The organism is Intestinibacter sp., from assembly GCF_022780145.1.
Lineage (GTDB): Bacteria > Bacillota > Clostridia > Peptostreptococcales > Peptostreptococcaceae > Intestinibacter.
This window is the reverse complement of the sequence record NZ_JALEXO010000211.1, coordinates 1-21,087: the sequence shown is the minus strand read 5'-3', so window position 1 is coordinate 21,087 and position 21,087 is coordinate 1. Positions and strand designations below refer to the sequence as shown.

Here is a 21,087-nt window from a genome sequence, read left to right as displayed (position 1 = left end):
TCTAAAGGTGGATACGACCATTTCATGATAAAAGAAATATATGAACAACCAGAAGGTACTAAAAATACTCTAATGAGAAGATTAGACGAAAATGGTGAAATCAAATTAGACGATATAGATATAACTAAAGAACAATTAGACAAAATAAATAAAATCTATATAGTAGCTTGTGGTACTGCTTATAATGCAGGACTTGTTGGAGCTCATGCGGTACAAAGATTCTTAAAGGTTCCTGTAGTAACTGATATAGCTTCAGAATTCAGATACAGCGATCCATTTATAGATGAAAATACACTAGTTATATTAGCTAGTCAATCTGGTGAAACTGCTGATACACTTTCTGTTTTAAGAGAAGCTAAAGCAAAAGGAGCTACAGTTTTATCAATAGCTAACGTTGTTGGTTCTTCAATAGCTAGAGAATCTGACTACACATTATATACTTGGGCTGGTCCAGAAATAGCAGTTGCTTCTACAAAAGCTTACACTACTCAAATAGTAGCATTTATAATGATAGCTTTAGATTTTGCTTACAAAAAAGGCACTATAACTAAAGAAGAATACATGAACTATATAGAAGAATTAAAATTAATACCAGATCAAGTTGCAGAAGTTTTAAAATGCGAAGATCAAGTAAAAGAAATAGCAAAACAATTAGTAGACAAAAAAGACGTATTCTATCTAGGTAGAGGTCTTGACTACTCAACTGCAATGGAAGGTGCTTTAAAAATAAAAGAAATATCTTATACTCATGCTGAAGCATTTGCAGCTGGTGAATTAAAACATGGTACTATAGCTTTAATAGAAGAAGGAGTTCCAGTAGTAGTTTTAGCAACTCAACAAAACTTATTCGAAAAAATGTTATCTAACATGCAAGAAGTAAAAGCTAGAGGTGCTTATGTTATATCTGTAACAGAACAAGGAAATACTGAAGTAGAAAAATCTTCTGATGCAGTTATATACATCCCTAAAGTTGACAATATATTAGCTGGTATATTAAGTGTAATACCACTTCAATTATTAGCTTACTATGTTGCTAAAGACAGAGGATGCGATATAGATAAACCAAGAAACTTAGCTAAATCAGTTACAGTTGAATAGTTTGAAAGAATTTTAGTCAATTTAATAATATATAAAACTTAAAACCAAGGAGGTTTCTGAAATGAATTTTAGATTTATTTCGGGAATCTCTTTTTTTAATGAAAAAATTAAAAATTTTTTAAAAAATAATGTATAGAATTTTTTATGCTGACAATAATATAAATGTATTCCTCATAATATTCCCCCAATATTATAAATACGTAAAAAGGGTGTAATTCTAGTTCGGTTAGAATTACACCCTTTTGTTTTGAATTTAAATCTTTAAACTTTTGTTATATGGTTGTATTTGCAATTAGTAACATAATTTATTTTTTAATTTTATATTCATGACATATTCAATCCTTGTTTAAGATTAAATGGAAATTGAATAATCTGAAAATGTCACTATTTACAGCGACAGGAATAGGATTTCTTAAGATTGAAAATTAAGCTTAAAAATTGTAATATTAAATCATAAGGAACAGCAATAATAAAAAGCTCAAGAAAAAGAGCGAAATCAAAATCAAAGGCAATAATAAAAACTGAATAGTACACAACAAAAAAATTTAAAACTAGGAAAAATTTAAGGAGGAATTATCAATGAGTGAAGCAGCAGGAATCAAAACTCAAGTACAAAAATTAGGTAGAGCCCTAAGTGGTATGGTTATGCCAAACATAGGAGCATTTATCGCATGGGGATTTATAACAGCATTATTTATAGAAGCTGGATGGCTTCCAAATGCTAGATTAGCAGAAATGGTAACACCAATGCTAAAATATGTTTTACCAGTATTAATAGGTTACACTGGTGGTAAAATGATAGCAGGTGACAGAGGTTCAGTAATCGGTGCAATAGCTACAGTAGGTATAGTAGTTGGTGCAGGAGATACAACAATGTTAATCGGTGGTATGATAATGGGTCCACTTGGTGGATGGGTAATCAAAAAATTCGATGAATTAGTAGATGGAAAAATACCATCAGGATTTGAAATGTTAGTAAACAACTTCTCAGTTGGTATATTAGGATTAATATTAGCAATCATCGGATTCTATGCAATAGGACCAGTTGTAATAGCAGTAACATCAGTATTACAAGCAGGTGTTGAATTCTTAGTTAGCAAGAACTTAATATTCTTAACTTCATTATTCATAGAACCAGCAAAAGTATTATTCTTAAATAACGCAATAAACCATGGTATATTATCACCTTTAGGTATAGAACAAGCTAAAGAACTTGGATCTTCAATAATGTTCTTATTAGAAGCTAACCCAGGACCAGGACTTGGAGTATTATTAGCATATTGCTTATTTGGAAAAGGTGCAAGTAAAGAATCTGCTCCAGGTGCAGTAATAATCCACTTCTTAGGTGGTATACATGAAATATACTTCCCATACATATTAATGAACCCAGCATTAATATTAGCAGTAATGGCTGGTGGAGCTTGCGGTGTATTAACATTCTCAGTATTAGGAGCTGGATTAGTAGCAGCAGCATCTCCAGGTAGTATAATAGCAATATTAGCAATGACAGCAAAAGGTAAATATTTTGCAGTAATATCAGGTGTAGTAGTTGCAACAGTAGTATCATTCTTAATATCTTCAATATTTGTAAAAAGAGCAGCAACTAGAGACGGAGAACAAGATTTAGAAGCAGCACAAGCTCAAATGAAAGATATGAAAGCTAAATCTAAAAATCAAAAAGTAGAAGTAGCAGCTGAAACTAAAGAAGTAGCAGTAGCAGATATCAAAAAAATAATATTCGCATGTGATGCAGGAATGGGATCAAGTGCAATGGGTGCAGCAAGATTCAAAGCAAGAATCAAAGACTTAGGCTTAGGAATAGAAGTAGCAGCGGCGCCAGTAGACAATGTTCCAGAAGATGCACAAATAATAGTAACACACGAATCATTAGCAGAAAGAGCAAAAGCTAAATATGATAATGTGGAAATAATAGAAATCAAAAACTTCTTAAAAGACGAAAATATAGAAGGTTTATACAATAGATTAGCTAACGGTGGTTCAGCAGAAGTAGCAGCAACAGCTGAAACTAAAGAAATAGCTAAATCAGATATCAAAAAAATAATATTCGCATGTGATGCAGGAATGGGATCAAGTGCAATGGGTGCAGCAAGATTCAAAGCAAGAATCAAAGATTTAGACTTAGGAATAGAAGTAGCAGCAGCACCAGTAGATAACGTACCAGCAGACGCACAAATAATAGTAACACATGAATCATTAGCACAAAGAGCAAGAGATAAATACGATAATGTAGAAATAATAGAAATCAAGAATTTCTTAAAAGATGAAAATATAGAAGGTTTATACAATAGATTAGCTAAATAATAAAAAGTACAAAACCATAATAAACTCCCCTAGCTGTGGCAGTAGATGCCACAGCTTATTTTTTATATATAACTTGATGACTATAAAAATGTCATCAATATAAGTTTTAAAAATATCTATGACATATATCTAAAATATGTCATAATCTTTAGTGACATTACAGTAATATCAATGAATTGATAGGACAAATACATTTTGCTAAAATTAAAGTATAAAAGATAAGCAAATTAAAATGTCACTAAAAAGGGAGATAAAATGAAAAGAAAAAAGATTAGCTCAAGGCAGAAAGAAATCATTTTGATGCTGGCACAGAATCCTTCAAATAAACCAATAACTATCTCAGAAGTGGCACAAGAATTAAACATAAGTACAAGAACAGTACTGAGGGATATGTCGAGCATAGAAAACTGGTTGGATGAAAATGATTTTAAATTTGTAAAAAAACCAGGTGTAGGGATCTATTTAGATGAGACGTTAGATAGTAAGCAGTTTATAATAGAGCTTCTACAAGAAGAAAAAATTGAAAAAAGTTACACTAAAGAAGAAAGAAAAAGATTTATCTTATCAAATCTTTTAACATCTTCGGAGCCAATTAAATCATACTACTTCTACAAGTCGTTAAAGATTTCAGAAGGAACTTTAAACAACGACTTTGTAGATATAGAAGCATGGTTAGATAAGTTTTCTATCAAGCTTATAAGAAAGCCAGGAACAGGAATTTACATTGAAGGTTCAGAAAAAGATATAAGAAGTGCTCAAGTAAATCTTATATACAACTCTTGTGAAGAACAAGAACTTATGAACATGGTAAAAAATGTAGGCAATAATATTCAAAACAGCAGTGTTATAGAAATTTCCAGTGAAAATAGACTTTTGAACTTAATCGACAAGTCGATTATAAAAAAAGTAGAAAACTCTCTATCTGAAGTAATTAAAGAGATAAATTTAAAAATCTCAGATAGCTCGTTTATTGGATTGGTGGTTCATATATCTCTGGCAGTACAAAGATTGAAAAATGGAGAGAGAATCTCTATGGAGGAAGATGTTTTAAATGAGCTTAAGTGTATAGACCAATTTAAAATAGCGACAAAAATAGCAGAAAAAATAGGCAAGGAATTCGACATAAATGTGCCTATTGAAGAAATAGGATATATAACGATGCATCTTAGAGGATCTAAAATGAGATTAGAAACAAAGGATCATAATTTTACTTTAGATGATGTAGAGTTGATGAATATTTCAAAGCAGTTAATTGAATTAGCAGAAGATGAATTCAAGCTTGATTTTAGCAAAGATACAAGATTGCTAAATGATTTAGTAAATCATCTCGGACCATCGCTTTGCAGGATTAAGATGGGAATGGACATAAGAAATCCACTTCTAGAACAAATCAAAACAGAATACAAAGATGTTTACGATGGAGTAGCTAATATCATATATATAATAAAAGAAAAATTAGATATCGATGAAATTCCAGAATCAGAGATAGCGTACTTGGCGATGCATTTTGGATCTTCTATGGAGAGAAATTTGATGGAGGATGTTGAAGTAAAAGCCGTAGCATGTTGTCCGACTGGTATAGGAACTTCTAGATTTCTAATGACAAAACTACATAAGAAATTCTCGAATTTGAATATGGTAGATACAATATCAGCTATTAATATAGATGATGAAGATCTAAAACAACAGGGAATAGATTTAATTATTTCTACAGTAGAGATAGATTCATCTATAAAGAGTGTAGTTGTAAATCCACTTTTAAATTTAGAGGATGTCACAAAGATTAGACATGAGTTGAAAAATATAGCAAAAAATAAAGTTTTTAAAAATGATATAAGGGCAGAAGAACTAGAAAATAAAAAACAAAAAAATCTAGTCGACAAAAATGAAGTAATGGACTTTATGACGATGAGTGGAAATTTAGTTGAATTTTTCAAACTGCTAGAAGTACATGAAGATGTAGATTGTGACGATATAGAAGAGCTTGTCAACTATAGCAGCTTCATATTTGCAAATGACAGCAAATCGGCATTAAAAATTCAGAGAGACTTAAAGAGGAGAATAAATATTTCTACTCCATTTGTAGATGGAATAGAAATAGCCTTACTTCATTGTATGACAGAAGAAGTAAAAAACATAAGATATGCATCTATTAGATTAACAAAAGAAGTTATGATAGATGAAGAAAACAAAACAAGATATGCACTTCTTATGTTAATACCAAAAGAAGCTAAAGCTTATCAAAGAGAGCTTTTGAGCAAGATAAGTGAGAATTTGATAGAAAATGATAATTTTGTAAATTGTATCAAATATGGAAATAAAGAAGAGATCAAAGAGAATTTTAAATCCATAGTGTTGGATTTTTATATCAATAAAATGAAAGTAATATCACAAAAAATAGATTAAGAGGTATATAGGAGGAATTTGTAATGAGTAATATATTAACAAAAGAAAACATAGTATTAGGATTAGATTCAGTATCAAGAGATGAAAGTATAGTTTTAGCTGGTAAAAAATTAGTTGAAAGAGGATACGTTAACGAAGGTTATGTAGATGCAATGTTAGAAAGAGAAAAAACTATGAGTACTAACATGGGATTAGGATTTGCTATACCACATGGTGTTAACGAAGCTAAAAAAGAAATCAAAGAATCAGGAATAGTAATACTACAATTCCCTAATGGTGTAGAATACGGAGATAGCGTAGTTTACTTAGTTATAGGAATAGCTGGTAAAGGAAATGAACATCTAGATATATTATCAAAAATAGCAATATCTTTAGATGATGAATTAGTAGAAAAATTAAAAGATTCAACAGATGTACAAGATTTCTTAGATATATTTGCTGACTAATTATAAATTATAAAAAGAAGTATTATAGATGACGGAGGGAATTATAACATGAAGAAAGCAATACAATTTGGAGCAGGTAATATAGGTAGAGGTTTCATAGGGGGATTATTATCTAACTCAGGATACCATGTAGTATTCGCTGATGTAAACGAAACTATATTAAATGGAATAAACAACGAAAAACAATATAAAATACTTGTAAAAGACGTAGAATGTTTTGATCAAACTATAACTAACATAAGTGCAGTTTCATCAATAACTGACGATATAATAAAAGAAATAGAAGAAGCTGAAATAATAACTACAGCAGTTGGGCCATTAATATTAAAAAGAATAGCACCAACAATAGCTAAAGGTATACAAGCTAGAAAAAATGACGGAAACAAAAACTACTTAAACATAATAGCTTGTGAAAATGCAGTAGGAGCAACAGCTATATTAAAGGAAGAAGTTTTAAAATGCTTAAATGAAGAAGAAGTAGCATACCTAGAAGAATATGTAGGATTCCCTAACTGCTCAGTAGATAGAATAGTACCACCATGTACTAATGAAAATCCTCTAGATGTTACAGTAGAAAACTTTTATGAATGGAATGTTGAAGAAGCTAAAATAAAAGGTGAAATACCACAAATAGAAGGTATGAACTTGGTTGGAGATCTTATAGCTTATGTTGAACGTAAATTATTCACATTAAACACTGGACATGCTATAACTGCTTATCTTGGAACTCTTAAAGGATATAAAACAATAGATGAAGCTATAAAAGACGAAGAAATAGCAACTATAGTAAAAGCTGCTATGCAAGAAAGTGGTCAAGGATTAGTTAAAAAACATGGATTAGACTTAGAAGCTCATTATAAATACATAGACAAAATATTAAATAGATTTAAAAATCCATACTTAAACGACGATGTTAAGAGAGTTGGTAGAGAACCACTTAGAAAATTAAGTGCAAAAGACAGATTAGTAAATCCATTAATGACAGCAAAATCTTATGGAATATCTGTAGATAACCTAATAATAGGTGTAGGTGCAGCACTTCACTATAATAATGAAGAAGATGCACAAAGCGTTGAATTACAACAAACAATCAAAGATCTAGGTGTTAAAGAAGCTGTTAAGAAAATATCAGCAATAGAAGATGAAGAATTATTAAATGCTATAGAAAAATCATACAATGATTTAGCAAAATAGTATTTAAGTAAGTTATATTTATTAATATAAAAACTGTTCGTATTCTGAACTGTATCCTATAGAATGGATATAGCATTATACGGACAGTTTTTTTAACATTTACAGAAATGTATAAATTTTTATAAATGTTTAAATTAATATATATGTTTAAAACCTCTTAAAATTGTAGATACTTAAATAGAGCAAACTTTGAGGGGGATTAAATATGAAAAAAACAATAATATGTTTCTTATTGATGACTTTATTTAGTGCTATTATAGCTTACGGTCAGGTAGAACAAACAGATTGGATAGATCAATTTGTAAATAGCTTTGAATTATCTGATTCAAATTTTAAATTTTATAACATAAAATCTAGCGTATTAATAGAAGAGGATTTAGATATAAAAGAATTAGAAAATATATGTGTAGAAATAGCAAAAAATTTAAATATAGATACAAGTAAAATGAACGTAAAGATAGATGAAAGGAAAGTATATGTAAATTATAATGACGAAAATACGAGTATTTCAGTCATTGCGTACCAAAAAAGTTCAAAAGAATCATATATAATAGTTGACATATTAAATAATAAAGTATATAAAAATATAGAGAATATTTATCTAAGATTAGAAAATGAACTAAAGAAATACTCCAGCAACGTAGAAATTAATATTTGTATAGCTGGAGAATATACAAAAAAATTACAAAAAAGCAAAATTAATGATATTTTACAAAAAATGTTATATAATATGTATGCTAAAGAAATTGTAAAGATAGAAGATGAAAACTTTTTATCAGTTAATGCATATAGTAAATTATTAAAAGAAAATAACTTGAAATGTTTAGATAGAGAAATGAACTTGAATATAGGAATTAGGTATAGCGAAATTGACAATAAAACGATGATATATATGGCTACACCTATAATAAAAATAGATTATTAGAATTGAGGAGAGACATATTTATGGCTAAAATAATAGTGAAAAAAAGTGAACCACTTAGAGGTAGTGTTAAAATAGATGGAGCAAAAAATGCAGTATTACCAATAATAGCTGCTACATTATTAGTAAAAGGTAAATCAATATTACATGAAGTTCCAGATTTAACTGACGTACATGTAATATCAGATTTAATAAGACATTTAGGAGCAGAAGTTGAATACAAAGACAATACATTAACAGTAGACGCAAGTAATTTAACTACTTGTGAAGCACCATACGAACTTGTAAGAAAGATGAGAGCATCTTTCTTTGTTATGGGACCATTACTTGCGAGATTTAACCAAACAAAAATATCAATGCCAGGGGGATGTTCAATAGGAACTAGACCAATAGACTTACATCTAAAAGGATTTAAGGCTCTTGGGGCAGAGGTAACAATGGATCATGGGTTTGTGGAAGCTAAAGCAGATAAATTAGTAGGATCTAAGTTATACTTAGACTTCCCATCTGTTGGAGCAACTGAAAATATAATGATGGCTGCAGTTCTTGCAGAAGGAACTACTATAATAGAAAATGCAGCAGAAGAACCTGAAATAGTAGACTTAGCAAACTTCTTAAACGAAATGGGAGCTAATGTCAAAGGTGCAGGTACAAATACAATAAAAATAAAAGGTGTAAAAGAATTACAAGGAACAGAACACGATGTTATACCAGACAGAATAGAAGCTGCAACTTACATGGTTGCTGCAGCTATGACAAAGGGTGACATAACAGTAGAAAATGTACTAATTGAGCATTTAAAACCAGTAACTGCTAAATTAATAGAAGCAGGCTGTGAAGTAATAGAAATGGACAATGCTATAAGAGTAATTGGGCCAGAAAAGATAAAAGCAGTAGACGTAAAAACTCTACCACATCCAGGATTCCCTACAGATGTTCAAGCACAATTTATGGCTATGCTTACAGTTGCTAGAGGAACTGGAGTTGTAATAGAAACAGTATTCGAAAATAGATTTATGCACGTCGCAGAATTCAATAGAATGGGTGCAAATATTAAAATCGAAGGAAGAACAGCTATAGTTAAGGGTGTAGATCATCTTTACGGTGCAAGTGTTAACGCAACTGACTTAAGAGCAGGGGCAGCGCTTATACTATGTGGACTTATAGCTGAAGGAGAAACAGAAATAGGCAAGATATACCACATTCAAAGAGGGTATGTTGACATAGATAAGAAAATTAGAGCGTTAGGCGGAAATATAGAAATAGTAGAAGACTAATAGGGTAATAAATAATAGGGTTTTTTCATATATTTATGGAAGATAGTAAATCTATGGAGGCATTAATTATATGAAAAAACCTGTGGTTCTATTGGCAGGGATCGCAATTTTTTGCATAATAATTCCTGTTTTAATTAGTGTGCTCTTTTATGGAAATCAAAATGATGATTTATCTATTGATAAAATAGATAAGCCAGAGAAATCTCCTTATGAAAAAGTAGATTCTCAAAGTCCCACTATAAGTGTGTACAATTCCAAGACAGGTAAAGTACAAAATATGGATATAGAGACTTTTTTATATGGAGTGCTGTCTATGGAGATGTCTTCTGAGTTTTCAGAAGAAGCATTAAAAGCACAAGCAGTAGCTGCTAGGACATATATTATTTACAAAATGGAAAATAATATGAAGGCAGGACATAAAGGAGCGGATATATGTACTGATTATAATCACTGTCAGGCATATGCATCTTATGAAGAGTTAAAAGAACAAAAGGGCGATAAATGGATAAGAGAATCTTATCCTATCATAAAACAAGCTGTAGATGACACTAAGGGACAGATATTAACTTACAACGATAAAGCAATACTACCACTATATTTTTCCACATCTAGCGGTATGACTGAAAATAGTGAAGATGTATTTATGACAAACTATCCCTATCTAAAATCAGTGAGCAGTCCTTATGAAGAAAATTCACCAAAATATTATACTGAAAGCGTAATTGATATAAGTAGATTTATCGACATATTAAAAAATAAATACGGCGATATTTCTATATCAAAAAATGATTTAAAGAATAAGATAAAAATAATAGACAGAACTACTGCGGGATCGGTCAAGTCCATTCAAATAGGAAATAAACAGCTGACAGGCAGAGATATCAGAAGTATTTTTGATTTAAACTCATCTAACTTCGATATATCCTTTGCGGAAGATATTGTTGTTTTTAAAGTAAAAGGATACGGTCATGGAGTAGGTATGAGCCAATGGGGTGCTGAAGGTATGGCGAATAATTCATATACATATGATGAGATATTGTTTCATTATTATACAAATACTGATATAAAAGATATGTATTAATGATATTATTTAGAAGTATCAAATTTAATACATAAAAAATCTAAAAAATTTTTCATACATAAGCATAAAAATTGAAAAGCAGTCAATAATCTAAATGTATTATTAATATATTTGGAGGTACAGTATGAAAAAGAAATTATTAGAAAAAGATATATTTTATCTATCTTTATTTATATGTATTTGTCTTATAGCATTTGGTGGAATTTTATTTACAAATAAAAACTTAAATAAATTAGTATCAAATAAAAATACAATCAACAAAGATGATGAAATAAATTTAGTAAAAGATGATGATAAGACTGTTGCTACATCGACAGGATCTAATCAAAATCTACAACAAGCAAAAGACAAAAAAGAAAAAGAAGCCAAAAGTGAATCTAAGATGAGTTATATAGGAGATGGTATACTTAGAGAATACTCTGATACTATGCCTACTTACTCAAAGACATTAGATGTTTGGGAGATTCATAAAGGATTAGATGTTTCAGCGCAAGAAGGCTCTGAGATAAAATCAATACTAGATGGAAAAGTCGTATCTGTGTACTCAGATGATAAATATGGAACAAGTATAGAATTATCTTACAATGATGACTTGAAGGTAATTTATTCTGGAATACAAGAAAATGTATCGCTGAAAAAGGGAGATACAGTTAAAGAAGGCGACTGTATAGGATATGTAGGTAATACGACGAATGTTGAAAATGAAGACGGAACACATGTACATATAGAAGCCTATAAGAAAAATGTAGCTATAAATCCACTGAGTTTATTAGAATAAAGTTTATATAACAGGAGACTTTTCGCAAAAATTGAATAGTCTCCTGTTATATTTTTTGTTTTTCTTTCATATATATCTATAGGACTGATGGTGAGGAGGGGAGATCTTGAAGTCTCATATAGAAAAAAGGGCGGTCATTATTGCCCAATATATATTAGAAAAACAAACAACTGTAAGACAAACAGCCAAGGTTTTTGGAGTTAGTAAAAGTACTGTCCACAAAGATGTAACTGAACGATTAGAAGAAGTTTATCCGTCATTAGCTAGTCAAGTAAAATTAGTCTTAGAAAAGAATAAATCAGAGAGACACATACGAGGAGGTATGGCTACAAAACTAAAATATCAGCAACAAAAAAAGATGTAGGATAACCTACATTTTTTTCTTGACTAACGCTATATTTTTGCCTATATTGTAGAATAGGAGTATTTATGATAACTAACAATTTGAATTAAGTATAAATAATAAAGGTAAAAGAAGGAGTGAAAAAAATGGCAACAGGAGCGGATATAGGTATAGATTTAGGTACAGCCAATGTATTAATATATGTAAGTGAAAAGGGAATAGTTTTAGAAGAGCCGTCAGTAGTGGCTATAGATAATAAATTAAATACTGTTTTGGCAGTAGGTACAGAAGCTAGAAGAATGATAGGTAGAACACCTTCACATATAGATGTTATAAGACCATTAAAGGATGGGGTTATATCAAATTATGAAATAACAGAAAAGATGTTATCTTATTTTATTGAAAAAATAGTAGAGAAAAAGGGGTTTGGAAGATTTGTAATGCCAAGAATAATGGTCTGTGTACCAACAGGTGTTACTGAAGTGGAAAAAAGAGCTGTAGAAGATGCCACAAGAAAAGCTGGGGCTAGAGAAGTTTATATCATAGAAGAACCTATAGCAGCAGCAATAGGTGCTGGAATAGACATATCTCAACCTAATGGAAATATGGTAATAGATATCGGTGGAGGAACTACTGATATAGCAGTAATATCATTAGGAGGATCTGTTGTAAGTGATTCTATTAAACTAGGTGGAGACAAGTTTGACCAAGCAATTATAAAATACATAAAAAAAGAATATAACGTATTAATAGGTGAAAGAAGTGCAGAAAAATTAAAAATAGAAATAGGAACTGCTATAAAAGAGGACGAACCAAGAACTATGAATATAAGCGGAAGAAATCTAGTCAAAGGACTTCCTGTTACCATAAATGTTAGTTCTACAGAAATACTAGAAGCACTTAATGATTGTATAGAACAAATAGTAGTAGCAACTAAAAATCTATTAGAAAAAACACCACCAGAATTAGCCGCAGATATAAGTGATACTGGAATAATAATGACAGGTGGAGGAGCTATGCTAAGAGGATTAGGAAAGAGAATAGAAGACAGCACAGGTATAAAAGTAATTTTGGCTAATGATCCGCTTTCTTGTGTTGCTAAGGGTACTGGATTATCTCTAGGCTCACTTGATTTATTAGAAACTGGTGGAAGCTTTAAGAAATAATATACATAAGTAATTGTTATTTAAAATTATAGATGTTAGATATATAAAAAGTAGCTATTTTAAAATGATAAATTATTAAATAGCTACTTTTTTAATATAAAATAAATTTTCATATGAGATATATTTATTAGGTCGCTAGAAGTAGAGATAGGGCAATAGTTTCCGCTAGCTCTAAAATAAAATGAAGCCTTATATTGTTGAAAGAAAATCGGTTGGTCTCATCTATTTTATCTACAATACCGACAATAGAGTAGTTGCCTACTTGGGGCAGCTTCTTGCCTACTCCCTTGCCAGGAAGGATAGGCCCCTCTCTGATTTGTATATTACCTATATTATTAGTGGAACCTAGGCAGGCATCTATGGCTAAAAATTGGCTTGAGGAATGTTTCTTTTTTATGTTTTCCATAGATTCATATATATTTAAAGCGTGAATAGGATTATCCAATGTACCGTAGACAGGGTATTTAAAATCGCTATTTTTGAGCATAGTGCCTACTAGAGGCCCAAGTGCATCTCCAATAGCACGGTCTGTTCCTATACAAATTACTACAGTATTATCAGAGATTATATTTTTAAGAATACTACTTAGTATATGGGTAACATCTTCTCTTTTATAGTTTATTTTGGCTAAATACATAGGAACTCCTCCCTTCTAGATAATATATGAATTTAACTCGATAAATAACACTATTTTTAAAATAGTCGCAAAGTTAGTATATTTAATAATATGAATTAAAATAAGCAAATGTGACTACAAAAGTACTTGACAAGATAAAACAAAAAAGGTATCATTGAAATTGTTAAAAATTTAAATAAAAATTTCTTGATTACCTTATCAAGAGAGGCTGAGGGACAGGCCCTATGACGCCCAGCAACCACTTCATGAAGGAGGAAGGTGCTAAATCCTGCTAGAGAGAGTTCTAGAAAGATGAGGTCGCGTATTTTAGAATGCAATAACCTCTTCTTGTGAAGAGGCTTTTTTAATGTATAGGGCATTATATAAAAGTTTCTTATATAAATTAAATGAATAGAGTTTAGAATTTTAATAAAGAATATTAATAGTTTAAGGAGGAAATGAAATGGCAAGACATTTATTTACGTCAGAATCAGTTACTGAAGGTCATCCAGATAAAATGTGTGACCAAATATCAGATGCGATATTAGATGCATTATTAGAAAAAGATCCACAATCAAGAGTTGCTTGTGAAACAGTTACTACAACAGGATTAGTATTAGTTGCAGGAGAAATAAGTACATCAGCTTACGTTGATATTCCAAAAATAGTTAGAGAAACAGTAGAAGGAATCGGATATACTAGAGCTAAATTTGGATTTGACTGCAATACTTGTGCAGTATTAACTGCTATAGACGAACAATCAGGAGACATCGCTATGGGTGTTGATGAAGGTCTAGAAAGTAAATCTGGAGAACAAACAGAAGAAGAAATAGAAAAAGTTGGTGCTGGGGACCAAGGTATAATGTTCGGTTTCGCTTGTAATGAAACAGAAGAATTAATGCCACTTCCAATATCTCTAGCTCACAAATTAGCTAGAAGATTAACAGAAGTTAGAAAATCTGGATTATTAGACTACTTAAGACCAGATGGAAAAACTCAAGTAACAGTTGAATACGAAGATGACAAACCAGTTAGAGTTCATACAGTATTAATATCTGCTCAACATAGTGAAAATGTCGACAATGAAACTATAAGAAGAGATTTAATCGAACACGTTATAAAAGCTGTTATACCTGCAGAATTATTAGATGACGAAACTATATACTACATCAACCCAACAGGAAGATTCGTTATAGGTGGACCACAAGGAGATAGTGGACTTACAGGAAGAAAAATAATCATAGATACTTACGGTGGATACTCTAGACACGGTGGTGGAGCATTCTCCGGAAAAGATCCAACAAAGGTTGACAGATCTGCTGCTTATGCTGCTAGATACGTAGCTAAGAACATAGTTGCTGCTGGACTTGCAGACAAGTGTGAAATAGAATTATCTTATGCTATAGGTGTTGCTAGACCATTATCAATACTTGTAGATACTTTCGGAACTGGAAAAGTTTCTAATGAAAAATTAGTAGAATTAGTAGAAAAGAACTTCGACTTAAGACCAGGTGCAATAATAAGAGACCTTGACTTAAGAAGACCTATCTACAAACAAGTTGCAGCTTACGGACACTTCGGTAGAACTGATATAGATTTACCATGGGAAAGAACTGACAAAGCTGAAGCTTTAAAAGCACAAGCTAATGCTTAGACTTTAATTTATGATATAAAAAATAAGAATATAAAGGGACCTTGTATTATAATATATGCAAGGTCTTTTGTTGTTTTGGGTAGAATAGTAAAAAGAAAGTATTTTATTAGGAGTGTTATATTATGGAAAAATTAGAAGGTATGATAAGTGATATAGTTTTTAAAAATGAGGAAAATGGCTATACGATAGCTTATCTCGCAAATGAAGATGAGGAAGTCGCAATTGTTGGTTGCATGCCGACTTTGTCTGTGGGAGAGAGTATAGAGGTCGAGGGCAAATGGGTCACTCATAAAATTTACGGTTCACAATTTGAGGTAAGTAAATTTATGCCTATAACGCCGTCGTCTTTGGAGGGAATTTACGCTTATTTATCTTCTGGTATGATTCATGGTATAGGAGAGAAGATGGCGCTTAGGATTATAGATAAGTTTGGAGTCGATACTCTAGATGTGATTCAAAATACTCCTGAGAGATTAAAGGAAGTAGAAGGCATAGGCGCGAAGAAAATTAAGCAGATAACTGAGAGCTATGAAGAAAATAGAGAGCTCAGAAATATAATTATGCAGTTGTCTCCATATGGGATAACTCCTAATTTATGTCTTAAAATTTATAAAAAATACAAGGAAAAGTCACTCGATGTGATAAATAAAAATCCTTATAAGCTTGCCGAGGATATAAGAGGGATTGGATTTAAGGTGGCGGATGATATCGCCAAAAAGCTTGGAATCGATAAGTATTCTAGAGATAGGATTTTTCAGGGGATTTTATATACCTTAAATCAGAGTACGGCAAATGGAAATACATATTTGCCTATTAATGTGTTGGTTCAAAACGCAGTTAAGGTACTTGAAGTCGAACCTAAGTACATAAAAGAAGCAGTTATGGATTTGGCTTATACTCAAAAGGTACATGTTGAGAGAAACCAAAATGATATAAATGTTTATCTAATGCCGTATTTTATGGCGGAAAATGGTGTTTGTAAAGAGATTATAAGACTTTCGCAGGCTGAATTTAAGGATTTGAATATAGACATAGACGAGGAGATAAGAAGTATAGAGAGAGAAGACGATATAGCCCTAGCTCAAAACCAAATTCAAGCTGTTAAAGAAGCTGTGGAGGAAGGAGTTGTCATAATAACTGGAGGTCCCGGGACAGGTAAGACTACTACAATCAATACAATCATCAAAGTATTTGAAAATAATGGTCAAAAAGTCGTTCTAGCAGCTCCTACAGGTCGTGCAGCGAAGAGAATGAGTGAAACCTCAAATAAGGAGGCTAAAACGATTCACAGGCTTTTAGAAATGGGATTTTCGATGGATAGTGACGAGCTTATGTTCATGAAAAATGAGGACGATCCTATAGATGCAGACGTTGTTATATTAGATGAGGTCTCTATGGTTGATATTGTGCTTATGTATAACCTATTGAGAGCTATAAAATCTGGAACGAGACTTCTATTAGTTGGAGATAGTGATCAATTGCCTTCTGTCGGTGCTGGAAATGTGCTTAAGGATTTAATCGATTCTGAAGTTATAAATACAGTTAGACTCAACGAGATATTCAGACAGGCTAGAGAAAGTATGATAGTAGTAAATGCCCACAGAATCAACAAAGGAGAACCTTTAAAATTAAATGCAAAGGGCAAAGATTTCTTTTTTATAAGAAAAGAAACGCAAGACGAAATACTAGACGAGATAATGGGATTAGTGAGCCAGAGACTTCCGAAATACTACGGTGTAGATAAACTAAAAGACATACAAGTTTTATCACCTATGAGAAAAGGAACTTTAGGCGTAAATAATTTAAATATAGAGCTACAAAAATGTCTGAATCCTCCAGCGAAATTTAAAACAGAAGAGGTCTTCACAAAGAGGACATTCAGAGTTGGGGACAAGGTTATGCAGATTAAAAACAATTATACTAAAAAATGGAAAACAGAAGACGGAACTAACAGCGGACATGGTATATATAATGGAGATATTGGTTATATTTACTATATAGACAAGGAGAAAAAGGAGATCTTCGTTATATTCGATGGTATGAAGATAGTCAGCTATAAGCACGATGAGCTAGACGAGTTAGACCATAGCTTCTGCACGACTATTCATAAGAGCCAAGGGAGTGAGTTTCCGATAGTCGTGATTCCTATGACATGGGCACCGCCGATGCTATTGAGTAGGAACCTGCTTTATACAGCTGTTACACGTGCTAAGAAACAAGTTGTGCTGGTCGGTGATGTGAAGTACTTAGAGTTTATGATTAAAAACAATCGAATAAACGACAGATATTCAAATTTAGCAGTTAAGTTGAATAAATTTAAAAAAGAAGGTCTGTTAGTCGATGAAAATAAATATACCCAAGGTGAATTTTAGTGTAGTAGATATTTTAAAAATCAAATTCAAAGAAATAAAGGATTTATTGCTAGATTTTATATACCCTAAAAACATAACGTGTATAATTTGCGATAATCCGATAAAACTCACACATACATATTCGATATGTAAGGATTGTTTTAAGGAGTTGAATTTCTTAAAGGATGCGTGCTTAAAATGTGGAAAGCCGATAATAAACCACAATCTAGAGTACGAAGATATTGCTACATGTGCATATTGCGCTAAAAAGGGATTTTACTTCGATAGAGCGATATCGTGTATAGAGTACAACAGTATAAGCAAGAAGATGATACTTGATTTTAAATACAAAAATAAAACTTATTTTTGCAGATATGTTGCACAGATTATGAGCGAGAAAATGGAGCTTGAGAATCTACAAGCCGACTATATATTATTTGTTCCATTGCATAAGAAACGTATGAGACAGAGGGGATTTAATCAGTCTCAGAAGATAGCAGAGGATTTGAGTGATATAACGGGGATTCCTGTTTTGAATTGCATTTACCGCAAGAAAAACACTAGAAGGCTCTATAAGTTGAATTTTAAGGAACGCAAAGAGGAGCTTAAAAATTCATTTTGCATAAAGGACGATGATAATTTGCTTAAAAATAAAGATGTAATTGTAGTCGACGACATATTTACAACTGGCTCAACGGCGAATGAAATATCTAAAATGCTCAGATTATCATGTGTAAACAAAATAACTATAATGACATTGCTCACAAGAAGTGTGGATCCATACATACCGTTTACTGAAAATAATTAAAATATATGTGATAAGAAATTGTTTGTAATAGAACTAAATAATTCTATTGACAGAATTAAAATAAGATATTAAAATAAATGAGTGATTATTCAGGTCTGTGGTTGAAAGTCCAAGCCAGTCGCAGGCAAAGGGATCCACGTAAGTCAATCCTAAAAGCGGGGTTGATGATCATGGTGCGGCTTAGAAGTAAGACCTACCGATAACCCAAAAAAATCTAAATCGAGACGGCTAGTAGTGCGGCAAACCCAGAGCGAACGTCGCAGTAGGCGAGTGTGGGGTCAAAAACCAGGTCAGCTGAATATCATATAAGTACCTATTTAAGGGTACTTTTTTTTATGCAAAAAATCCTCTAAATATTTGTAAAATCAATATTTTCTCTAAATAATTAATAACGACATTTAGTAATATATAAATTAATAAAAGTAAAATATAATTGACTTTTATTAATTTATATATTACTATTAAATCAAGAGGTGATCAAATGGCAAAGAACTTAAGAATAAAAGCTGCTCGAGCGGCTTTAGATATGACACAAAAACAATTGGCAGAGGCTGTTGGAGTTAGTAGGCAGACTATGAATGCCATTGAAAAAGGAGATTACAACCCAACGATTAAGCTGTGTATTAGCATTTGCAAGGTGTTGGGCAAAACCTTAGATGAATTATTTTGGGAAGAATGATTTAATTATTGGAGGGGTAAAATGAACAATAAAAATAATGTATTTGATGAAATGCAACAAAAGGTAGTTGGAGATGCAGGTGTAGTTTGTACAGTTATTACATTTATATATTTATTAGTTGAATGTGTTTATAAATATATAAAGACAAAAGATATATTTAGCTGCACATGGGAATTAGGATTGCTTATACTTATAAGCTTGATATTCTATTTGTTTGTTAGCAGAATTAAGGAAATGAATATTCCTAAGACTTTTATAGGAAGAAAAGAGTTACCTACTGATAATAGTAAAGAATCTAAAAAGAAGAGAGTTATATCTTATTTAGCTGAAGCTTTAGCATTTTCTGTGGCTTTATCTGTTATAACTTTTGGATTTTCAAAGATGGGAGTAGATATTGTTAGCAATACAGAAATATTAATCGATGCAGTAGGATTATTTGTAGTTGCTATGGTGATAAATTTTATAGTTGGGGAATACTCTTGTAATAAGTATGAGATTTGGAAAAAATCTTTAGACGATGAAGATGAATAATTAATATAATGTAGCCTTTCTAGATGTTAAAAATAGAAGGGCTATTTTTATGTCGATTTGACTAACAAAAGTGTAATAAAATCACACGCCTTTTGTTGATACAATAATTATAGATTAATTAATCTGATATCTTAAATTTCGAGTAAATACAAGAGGTGATTATATGAAGGATGTTTTGAAAATAGAAAACTTAAAAAAATACTATGGAACGAGAAGTAATATCACAAAAGCCATAGATAACATTTCGTTTTCAGTAAATGAAGGAGAATTCGTGGCGATTATGGGTGCGAGTGGAAGTGGAAAGACTACACTTTTGAACTGTATATCTACAATAGACTCTGTAACAGCCGGCAAAATCATAATAAATGGAGACGATATAACTGAGATAAAGGATAAGGATATAGCTTCATTTAGAAGAAATAACCTTGGATTTGTGTTTCAAGATTTTAACCTGCTAGATACTTTGACAATATCAGAAAATATTTCACTTTCATTAGTTATAAATAAAAAGAGCGAGGATAAAATCGACGATATGGTTATGGATATTGCAAAGAGACTGGGGATTGAGGAAATTTTAGATAAATTCCCATATGAGGTTTCAGGTGGGCAGAAACAAAGATGCGCTTGTGCTAGGGCTCTAATTAATAATCCGAAGCTAATTCTAGCAGACGAACCAACGGGTGCGCTAGATTCTAAGAGCTCTAGAATGTTGCTTGAAACTATGGAGGAAATAAATAAAAACTTAAATGCAACGATTCTAATGGTAACTCACGATGCATTTAGTGCGAGCTTTTGCCAGAGAATACTGTTTCTAAAGGATGGAAAAATATTTACAGAGATTCTGAAGGGTTCTAAAACTAGAAAGGAATTTTTTAATGAAATCCTAGATATACTGACTCTTCTTGGAGGTGACGTTAGCCATGTTAAGTAAGCTAGCATTTAGAAATGCCAAGAGAAGTATTAGAGATTATATCGTTTATTTGATTACTGTGATACTGTCATTCTCATTGATATTTGCGTTTAATCTAATCGTGTTTTCAGAAGAAGTACAGAATCTTTCAAGTATCATGAAAAATTTTAAAATAGCCGTTATAGTTGTCAGTGTTATAGTCGTATTCGTAATTGGATGGCTGATTAACTACACGATGAAGTTTATGTTTTCTAAGAGAAGCAAGGAATTTGGAACATATATGATGCTTGGAATCGAGAAAAAAGACATTATGAAGATGTTTTTAGTTGAAAATATTTTACTAGGGATGTTTGCATTTGTGATATCGATACTTGTCGGATATATTTTCAGTAATTTGCTTATAGCCGTTATTATGAACATATTTGAGCTTCCTTTCCAAGTTAATTTTGTGTTTTCTTGGCAGCCATTTGTCCTAAGTATAAGTTATTTTGTAGCCATATATCTG

Annotated in this window: 19 protein-coding genes and 1 riboswitch; of the genes, 18 read left to right on the top strand and 1 reads right to left on the bottom strand. The window is 31.5% G+C overall.

Annotated elements, in window-relative coordinates; all coding sequences use genetic code 11:
- The 11 genes from glmS to MR593_RS08155 form a co-directional block, all read left to right on the top strand.
- A partial coding sequence (gene glmS / locus MR593_RS08205; protein ID WP_290691763.1) for a glutamine--fructose-6-phosphate transaminase (isomerizing) occupies positions 1 to 1,098 on the top strand: 1,098 nt, incomplete at its 5' end.
- Positions 1,099 to 1,677: 579 nt separating this feature from the next.
- Complete coding sequence (locus MR593_RS08200) at positions 1,678 to 3,420, top strand: PTS mannitol-specific transporter subunit IIBC (RefSeq protein ID WP_290691761.1); 1,743 nt, start codon at positions 1,678 to 1,680, stop codon at positions 3,418 to 3,420.
- Positions 3,421 to 3,675: 255 nt separating this feature from the next.
- On the top strand, positions 3,676 to 5,826 hold the full coding sequence (locus MR593_RS08195) for a BglG family transcription antiterminator (protein WP_290691759.1): 2,151 nt from the start codon (positions 3,676 to 3,678) through the stop codon (positions 5,824 to 5,826).
- A gap of 23 nt (positions 5,827 to 5,849) precedes the next feature.
- Positions 5,850 to 6,272, top strand: a complete 423-nt coding sequence (locus MR593_RS08190; RefSeq protein ID WP_290691757.1) for a PTS sugar transporter subunit IIA — start codon at positions 5,850 to 5,852, stop codon at positions 6,270 to 6,272.
- Between the two features lie 48 nt (positions 6,273 to 6,320).
- Positions 6,321 to 7,466 carry a mannitol-1-phosphate 5-dehydrogenase gene (locus MR593_RS08185; RefSeq protein WP_290691755.1) on the top strand — a complete coding sequence of 382 codons (1,146 nt, stop codon included), beginning with the start codon at positions 6,321 to 6,323 and terminating at the stop codon, positions 7,464 to 7,466.
- A 205-nt stretch (positions 7,467 to 7,671) separates the two neighbouring features.
- Positions 7,672 to 8,391, top strand: coding sequence for a YwmB family TATA-box binding protein (locus MR593_RS08180; RefSeq protein WP_290691753.1), 720 nt, complete (start codon positions 7,672 to 7,674; stop codon positions 8,389 to 8,391).
- A gap of 20 nt (positions 8,392 to 8,411) precedes the next feature.
- Positions 8,412 to 9,665 carry a UDP-N-acetylglucosamine 1-carboxyvinyltransferase gene (gene murA / locus MR593_RS08175; protein WP_290691751.1) on the top strand — a complete coding sequence of 418 codons (1,254 nt, stop codon included), beginning with the start codon at positions 8,412 to 8,414 and terminating at the stop codon, positions 9,663 to 9,665.
- Positions 9,666 to 9,735: 70 nt separating this feature from the next.
- A complete protein-coding gene (gene spoIID / locus MR593_RS08170) occupies positions 9,736 to 10,746 on the top strand; it encodes a stage II sporulation protein D (RefSeq protein ID WP_290691750.1) in 1,011 nt (336 codons plus the stop codon).
- A gap of 124 nt (positions 10,747 to 10,870) precedes the next feature.
- A complete protein-coding gene (locus MR593_RS08165) occupies positions 10,871 to 11,524 on the top strand; it encodes a M23 family metallopeptidase (protein WP_290691749.1) in 654 nt (217 codons plus the stop codon).
- 106 nt (positions 11,525 to 11,630) lie between these two features.
- Positions 11,631 to 11,888, top strand: a complete 258-nt coding sequence (gene spoIIID, locus MR593_RS08160) for a sporulation transcriptional regulator SpoIIID (protein WP_290691748.1) — start codon at positions 11,631 to 11,633, stop codon at positions 11,886 to 11,888.
- 125 nt (positions 11,889 to 12,013) lie between these two features.
- Positions 12,014 to 13,033 (top strand): rod shape-determining protein, encoded by a 1,020-nt coding sequence (locus MR593_RS08155; protein ID WP_290691746.1) that lies wholly within the window; start codon positions 12,014 to 12,016, stop codon positions 13,031 to 13,033.
- A 127-nt stretch (positions 13,034 to 13,160) separates the two neighbouring features.
- On the opposite strand, the gene yyaC is transcribed toward MR593_RS08155, so the two are convergent.
- Complete coding sequence (gene yyaC, locus MR593_RS08150) at positions 13,161 to 13,670, bottom strand: spore protease YyaC (protein ID WP_290691744.1); 510 nt, start codon at positions 13,668 to 13,670, stop codon at positions 13,161 to 13,163.
- A gap of 192 nt (positions 13,671 to 13,862) precedes the next feature.
- Positions 13,863 to 13,968: riboswitch (SAM riboswitch) on the top strand.
- 144 nt (positions 13,969 to 14,112) lie between these two features.
- Here yyaC and metK point away from each other — a divergent pair.
- From metK to MR593_RS08115, 7 genes are all read left to right on the top strand, one after another.
- A complete protein-coding gene (metK, locus tag MR593_RS08145; RefSeq protein ID WP_290691743.1) occupies positions 14,113 to 15,303 on the top strand; it encodes a methionine adenosyltransferase in 1,191 nt (396 codons plus the stop codon).
- Positions 15,304 to 15,425: 122 nt separating this feature from the next.
- Positions 15,426 to 17,675, top strand: a complete 2,250-nt coding sequence (recD2, locus tag MR593_RS08140; RefSeq protein ID WP_290691742.1) for an SF1B family DNA helicase RecD2 — start codon at positions 15,426 to 15,428, stop codon at positions 17,673 to 17,675.
- Positions 17,644 to 18,462, top strand: a complete 819-nt coding sequence (locus MR593_RS08135; protein WP_290691741.1) for a ComF family protein — start codon at positions 17,644 to 17,646, stop codon at positions 18,460 to 18,462. Before recD2 ends, MR593_RS08135 begins: the two co-directional genes overlap by 32 nt.
- 481 nt (positions 18,463 to 18,943) lie before the next feature.
- Complete coding sequence (locus tag MR593_RS08130; protein ID WP_290691739.1) at positions 18,944 to 19,141, top strand: helix-turn-helix transcriptional regulator; 198 nt, start codon at positions 18,944 to 18,946, stop codon at positions 19,139 to 19,141.
- Positions 19,142 to 19,162: 21 nt separating this feature from the next.
- Positions 19,163 to 19,672 carry a hypothetical protein gene (locus MR593_RS08125; RefSeq protein ID WP_290691738.1) on the top strand — a complete coding sequence of 170 codons (510 nt, stop codon included), beginning with the start codon at positions 19,163 to 19,165 and terminating at the stop codon, positions 19,670 to 19,672.
- Between the two features lie 163 nt (positions 19,673 to 19,835).
- A complete protein-coding gene (locus MR593_RS08120) occupies positions 19,836 to 20,603 on the top strand; it encodes an ABC transporter ATP-binding protein (protein WP_290691736.1) in 768 nt (255 codons plus the stop codon).
- Positions 20,593 to 21,087 (top strand): FtsX-like permease family protein (locus tag MR593_RS08115; RefSeq protein ID WP_290691735.1); only part of this gene is annotated, 495 nt, incomplete at its 3' end. The genes MR593_RS08120 and MR593_RS08115, both read left to right, overlap by 11 nt.

What these genes read in the sequence shown, in the direction of transcription:
- MR593_RS08190 (WP_290691757.1), top strand. Translation starts at nt 5,850, where the DNA reads ATGAGTAATATATTAACAAAAGAAAACATAGTATTAGGATTAGATTCA.
- MR593_RS08200 (WP_290691761.1), top strand. Translation starts at nt 1,678, where the DNA reads ATGAGTGAAGCAGCAGGAATCAAAACTCAAGTACAAAAATTAGGTAGA.
- MR593_RS08125 (WP_290691738.1), top strand. Translation starts at nt 19,163, where the DNA reads ATGAACAATAAAAATAATGTATTTGATGAAATGCAACAAAAGGTAGTT.
- MR593_RS08195 (WP_290691759.1), top strand. Translation starts at nt 3,676, where the DNA reads ATGAAAAGAAAAAAGATTAGCTCAAGGCAGAAAGAAATCATTTTGATG.
- MR593_RS08120 (WP_290691736.1), top strand. Translation starts at nt 19,836, where the DNA reads ATGAAGGATGTTTTGAAAATAGAAAACTTAAAAAAATACTATGGAACG.
- MR593_RS08155 (WP_290691746.1), top strand. Translation starts at nt 12,014, where the DNA reads ATGGCAACAGGAGCGGATATAGGTATAGATTTAGGTACAGCCAATGTA.
- murA (WP_290691751.1), top strand. Translation starts at nt 8,412, where the DNA reads ATGGCTAAAATAATAGTGAAAAAAAGTGAACCACTTAGAGGTAGTGTT.
- spoIID (WP_290691750.1), top strand. Translation starts at nt 9,736, where the DNA reads ATGAAAAAACCTGTGGTTCTATTGGCAGGGATCGCAATTTTTTGCATA.
- MR593_RS08180 (WP_290691753.1), top strand. Translation starts at nt 7,672, where the DNA reads ATGAAAAAAACAATAATATGTTTCTTATTGATGACTTTATTTAGTGCT.
- MR593_RS08135 (WP_290691741.1), top strand. Translation starts at nt 17,644, where the DNA reads ATGAAAATAAATATACCCAAGGTGAATTTTAGTGTAGTAGATATTTTA.
- MR593_RS08165 (WP_290691749.1), top strand. Translation starts at nt 10,871, where the DNA reads ATGAAAAAGAAATTATTAGAAAAAGATATATTTTATCTATCTTTATTT.
- yyaC (WP_290691744.1), bottom strand. Translation starts at nt 13,670, where the DNA reads ATGTATTTAGCCAAAATAAACTATAAAAGAGAAGATGTTACCCATATA.
- MR593_RS08130 (WP_290691739.1), top strand. Translation starts at nt 18,944, where the DNA reads ATGGCAAAGAACTTAAGAATAAAAGCTGCTCGAGCGGCTTTAGATATG.
- metK (WP_290691743.1), top strand. Translation starts at nt 14,113, where the DNA reads ATGGCAAGACATTTATTTACGTCAGAATCAGTTACTGAAGGTCATCCA.
- recD2 (WP_290691742.1), top strand. Translation starts at nt 15,426, where the DNA reads ATGGAAAAATTAGAAGGTATGATAAGTGATATAGTTTTTAAAAATGAG.
- MR593_RS08185 (WP_290691755.1), top strand. Translation starts at nt 6,321, where the DNA reads ATGAAGAAAGCAATACAATTTGGAGCAGGTAATATAGGTAGAGGTTTC.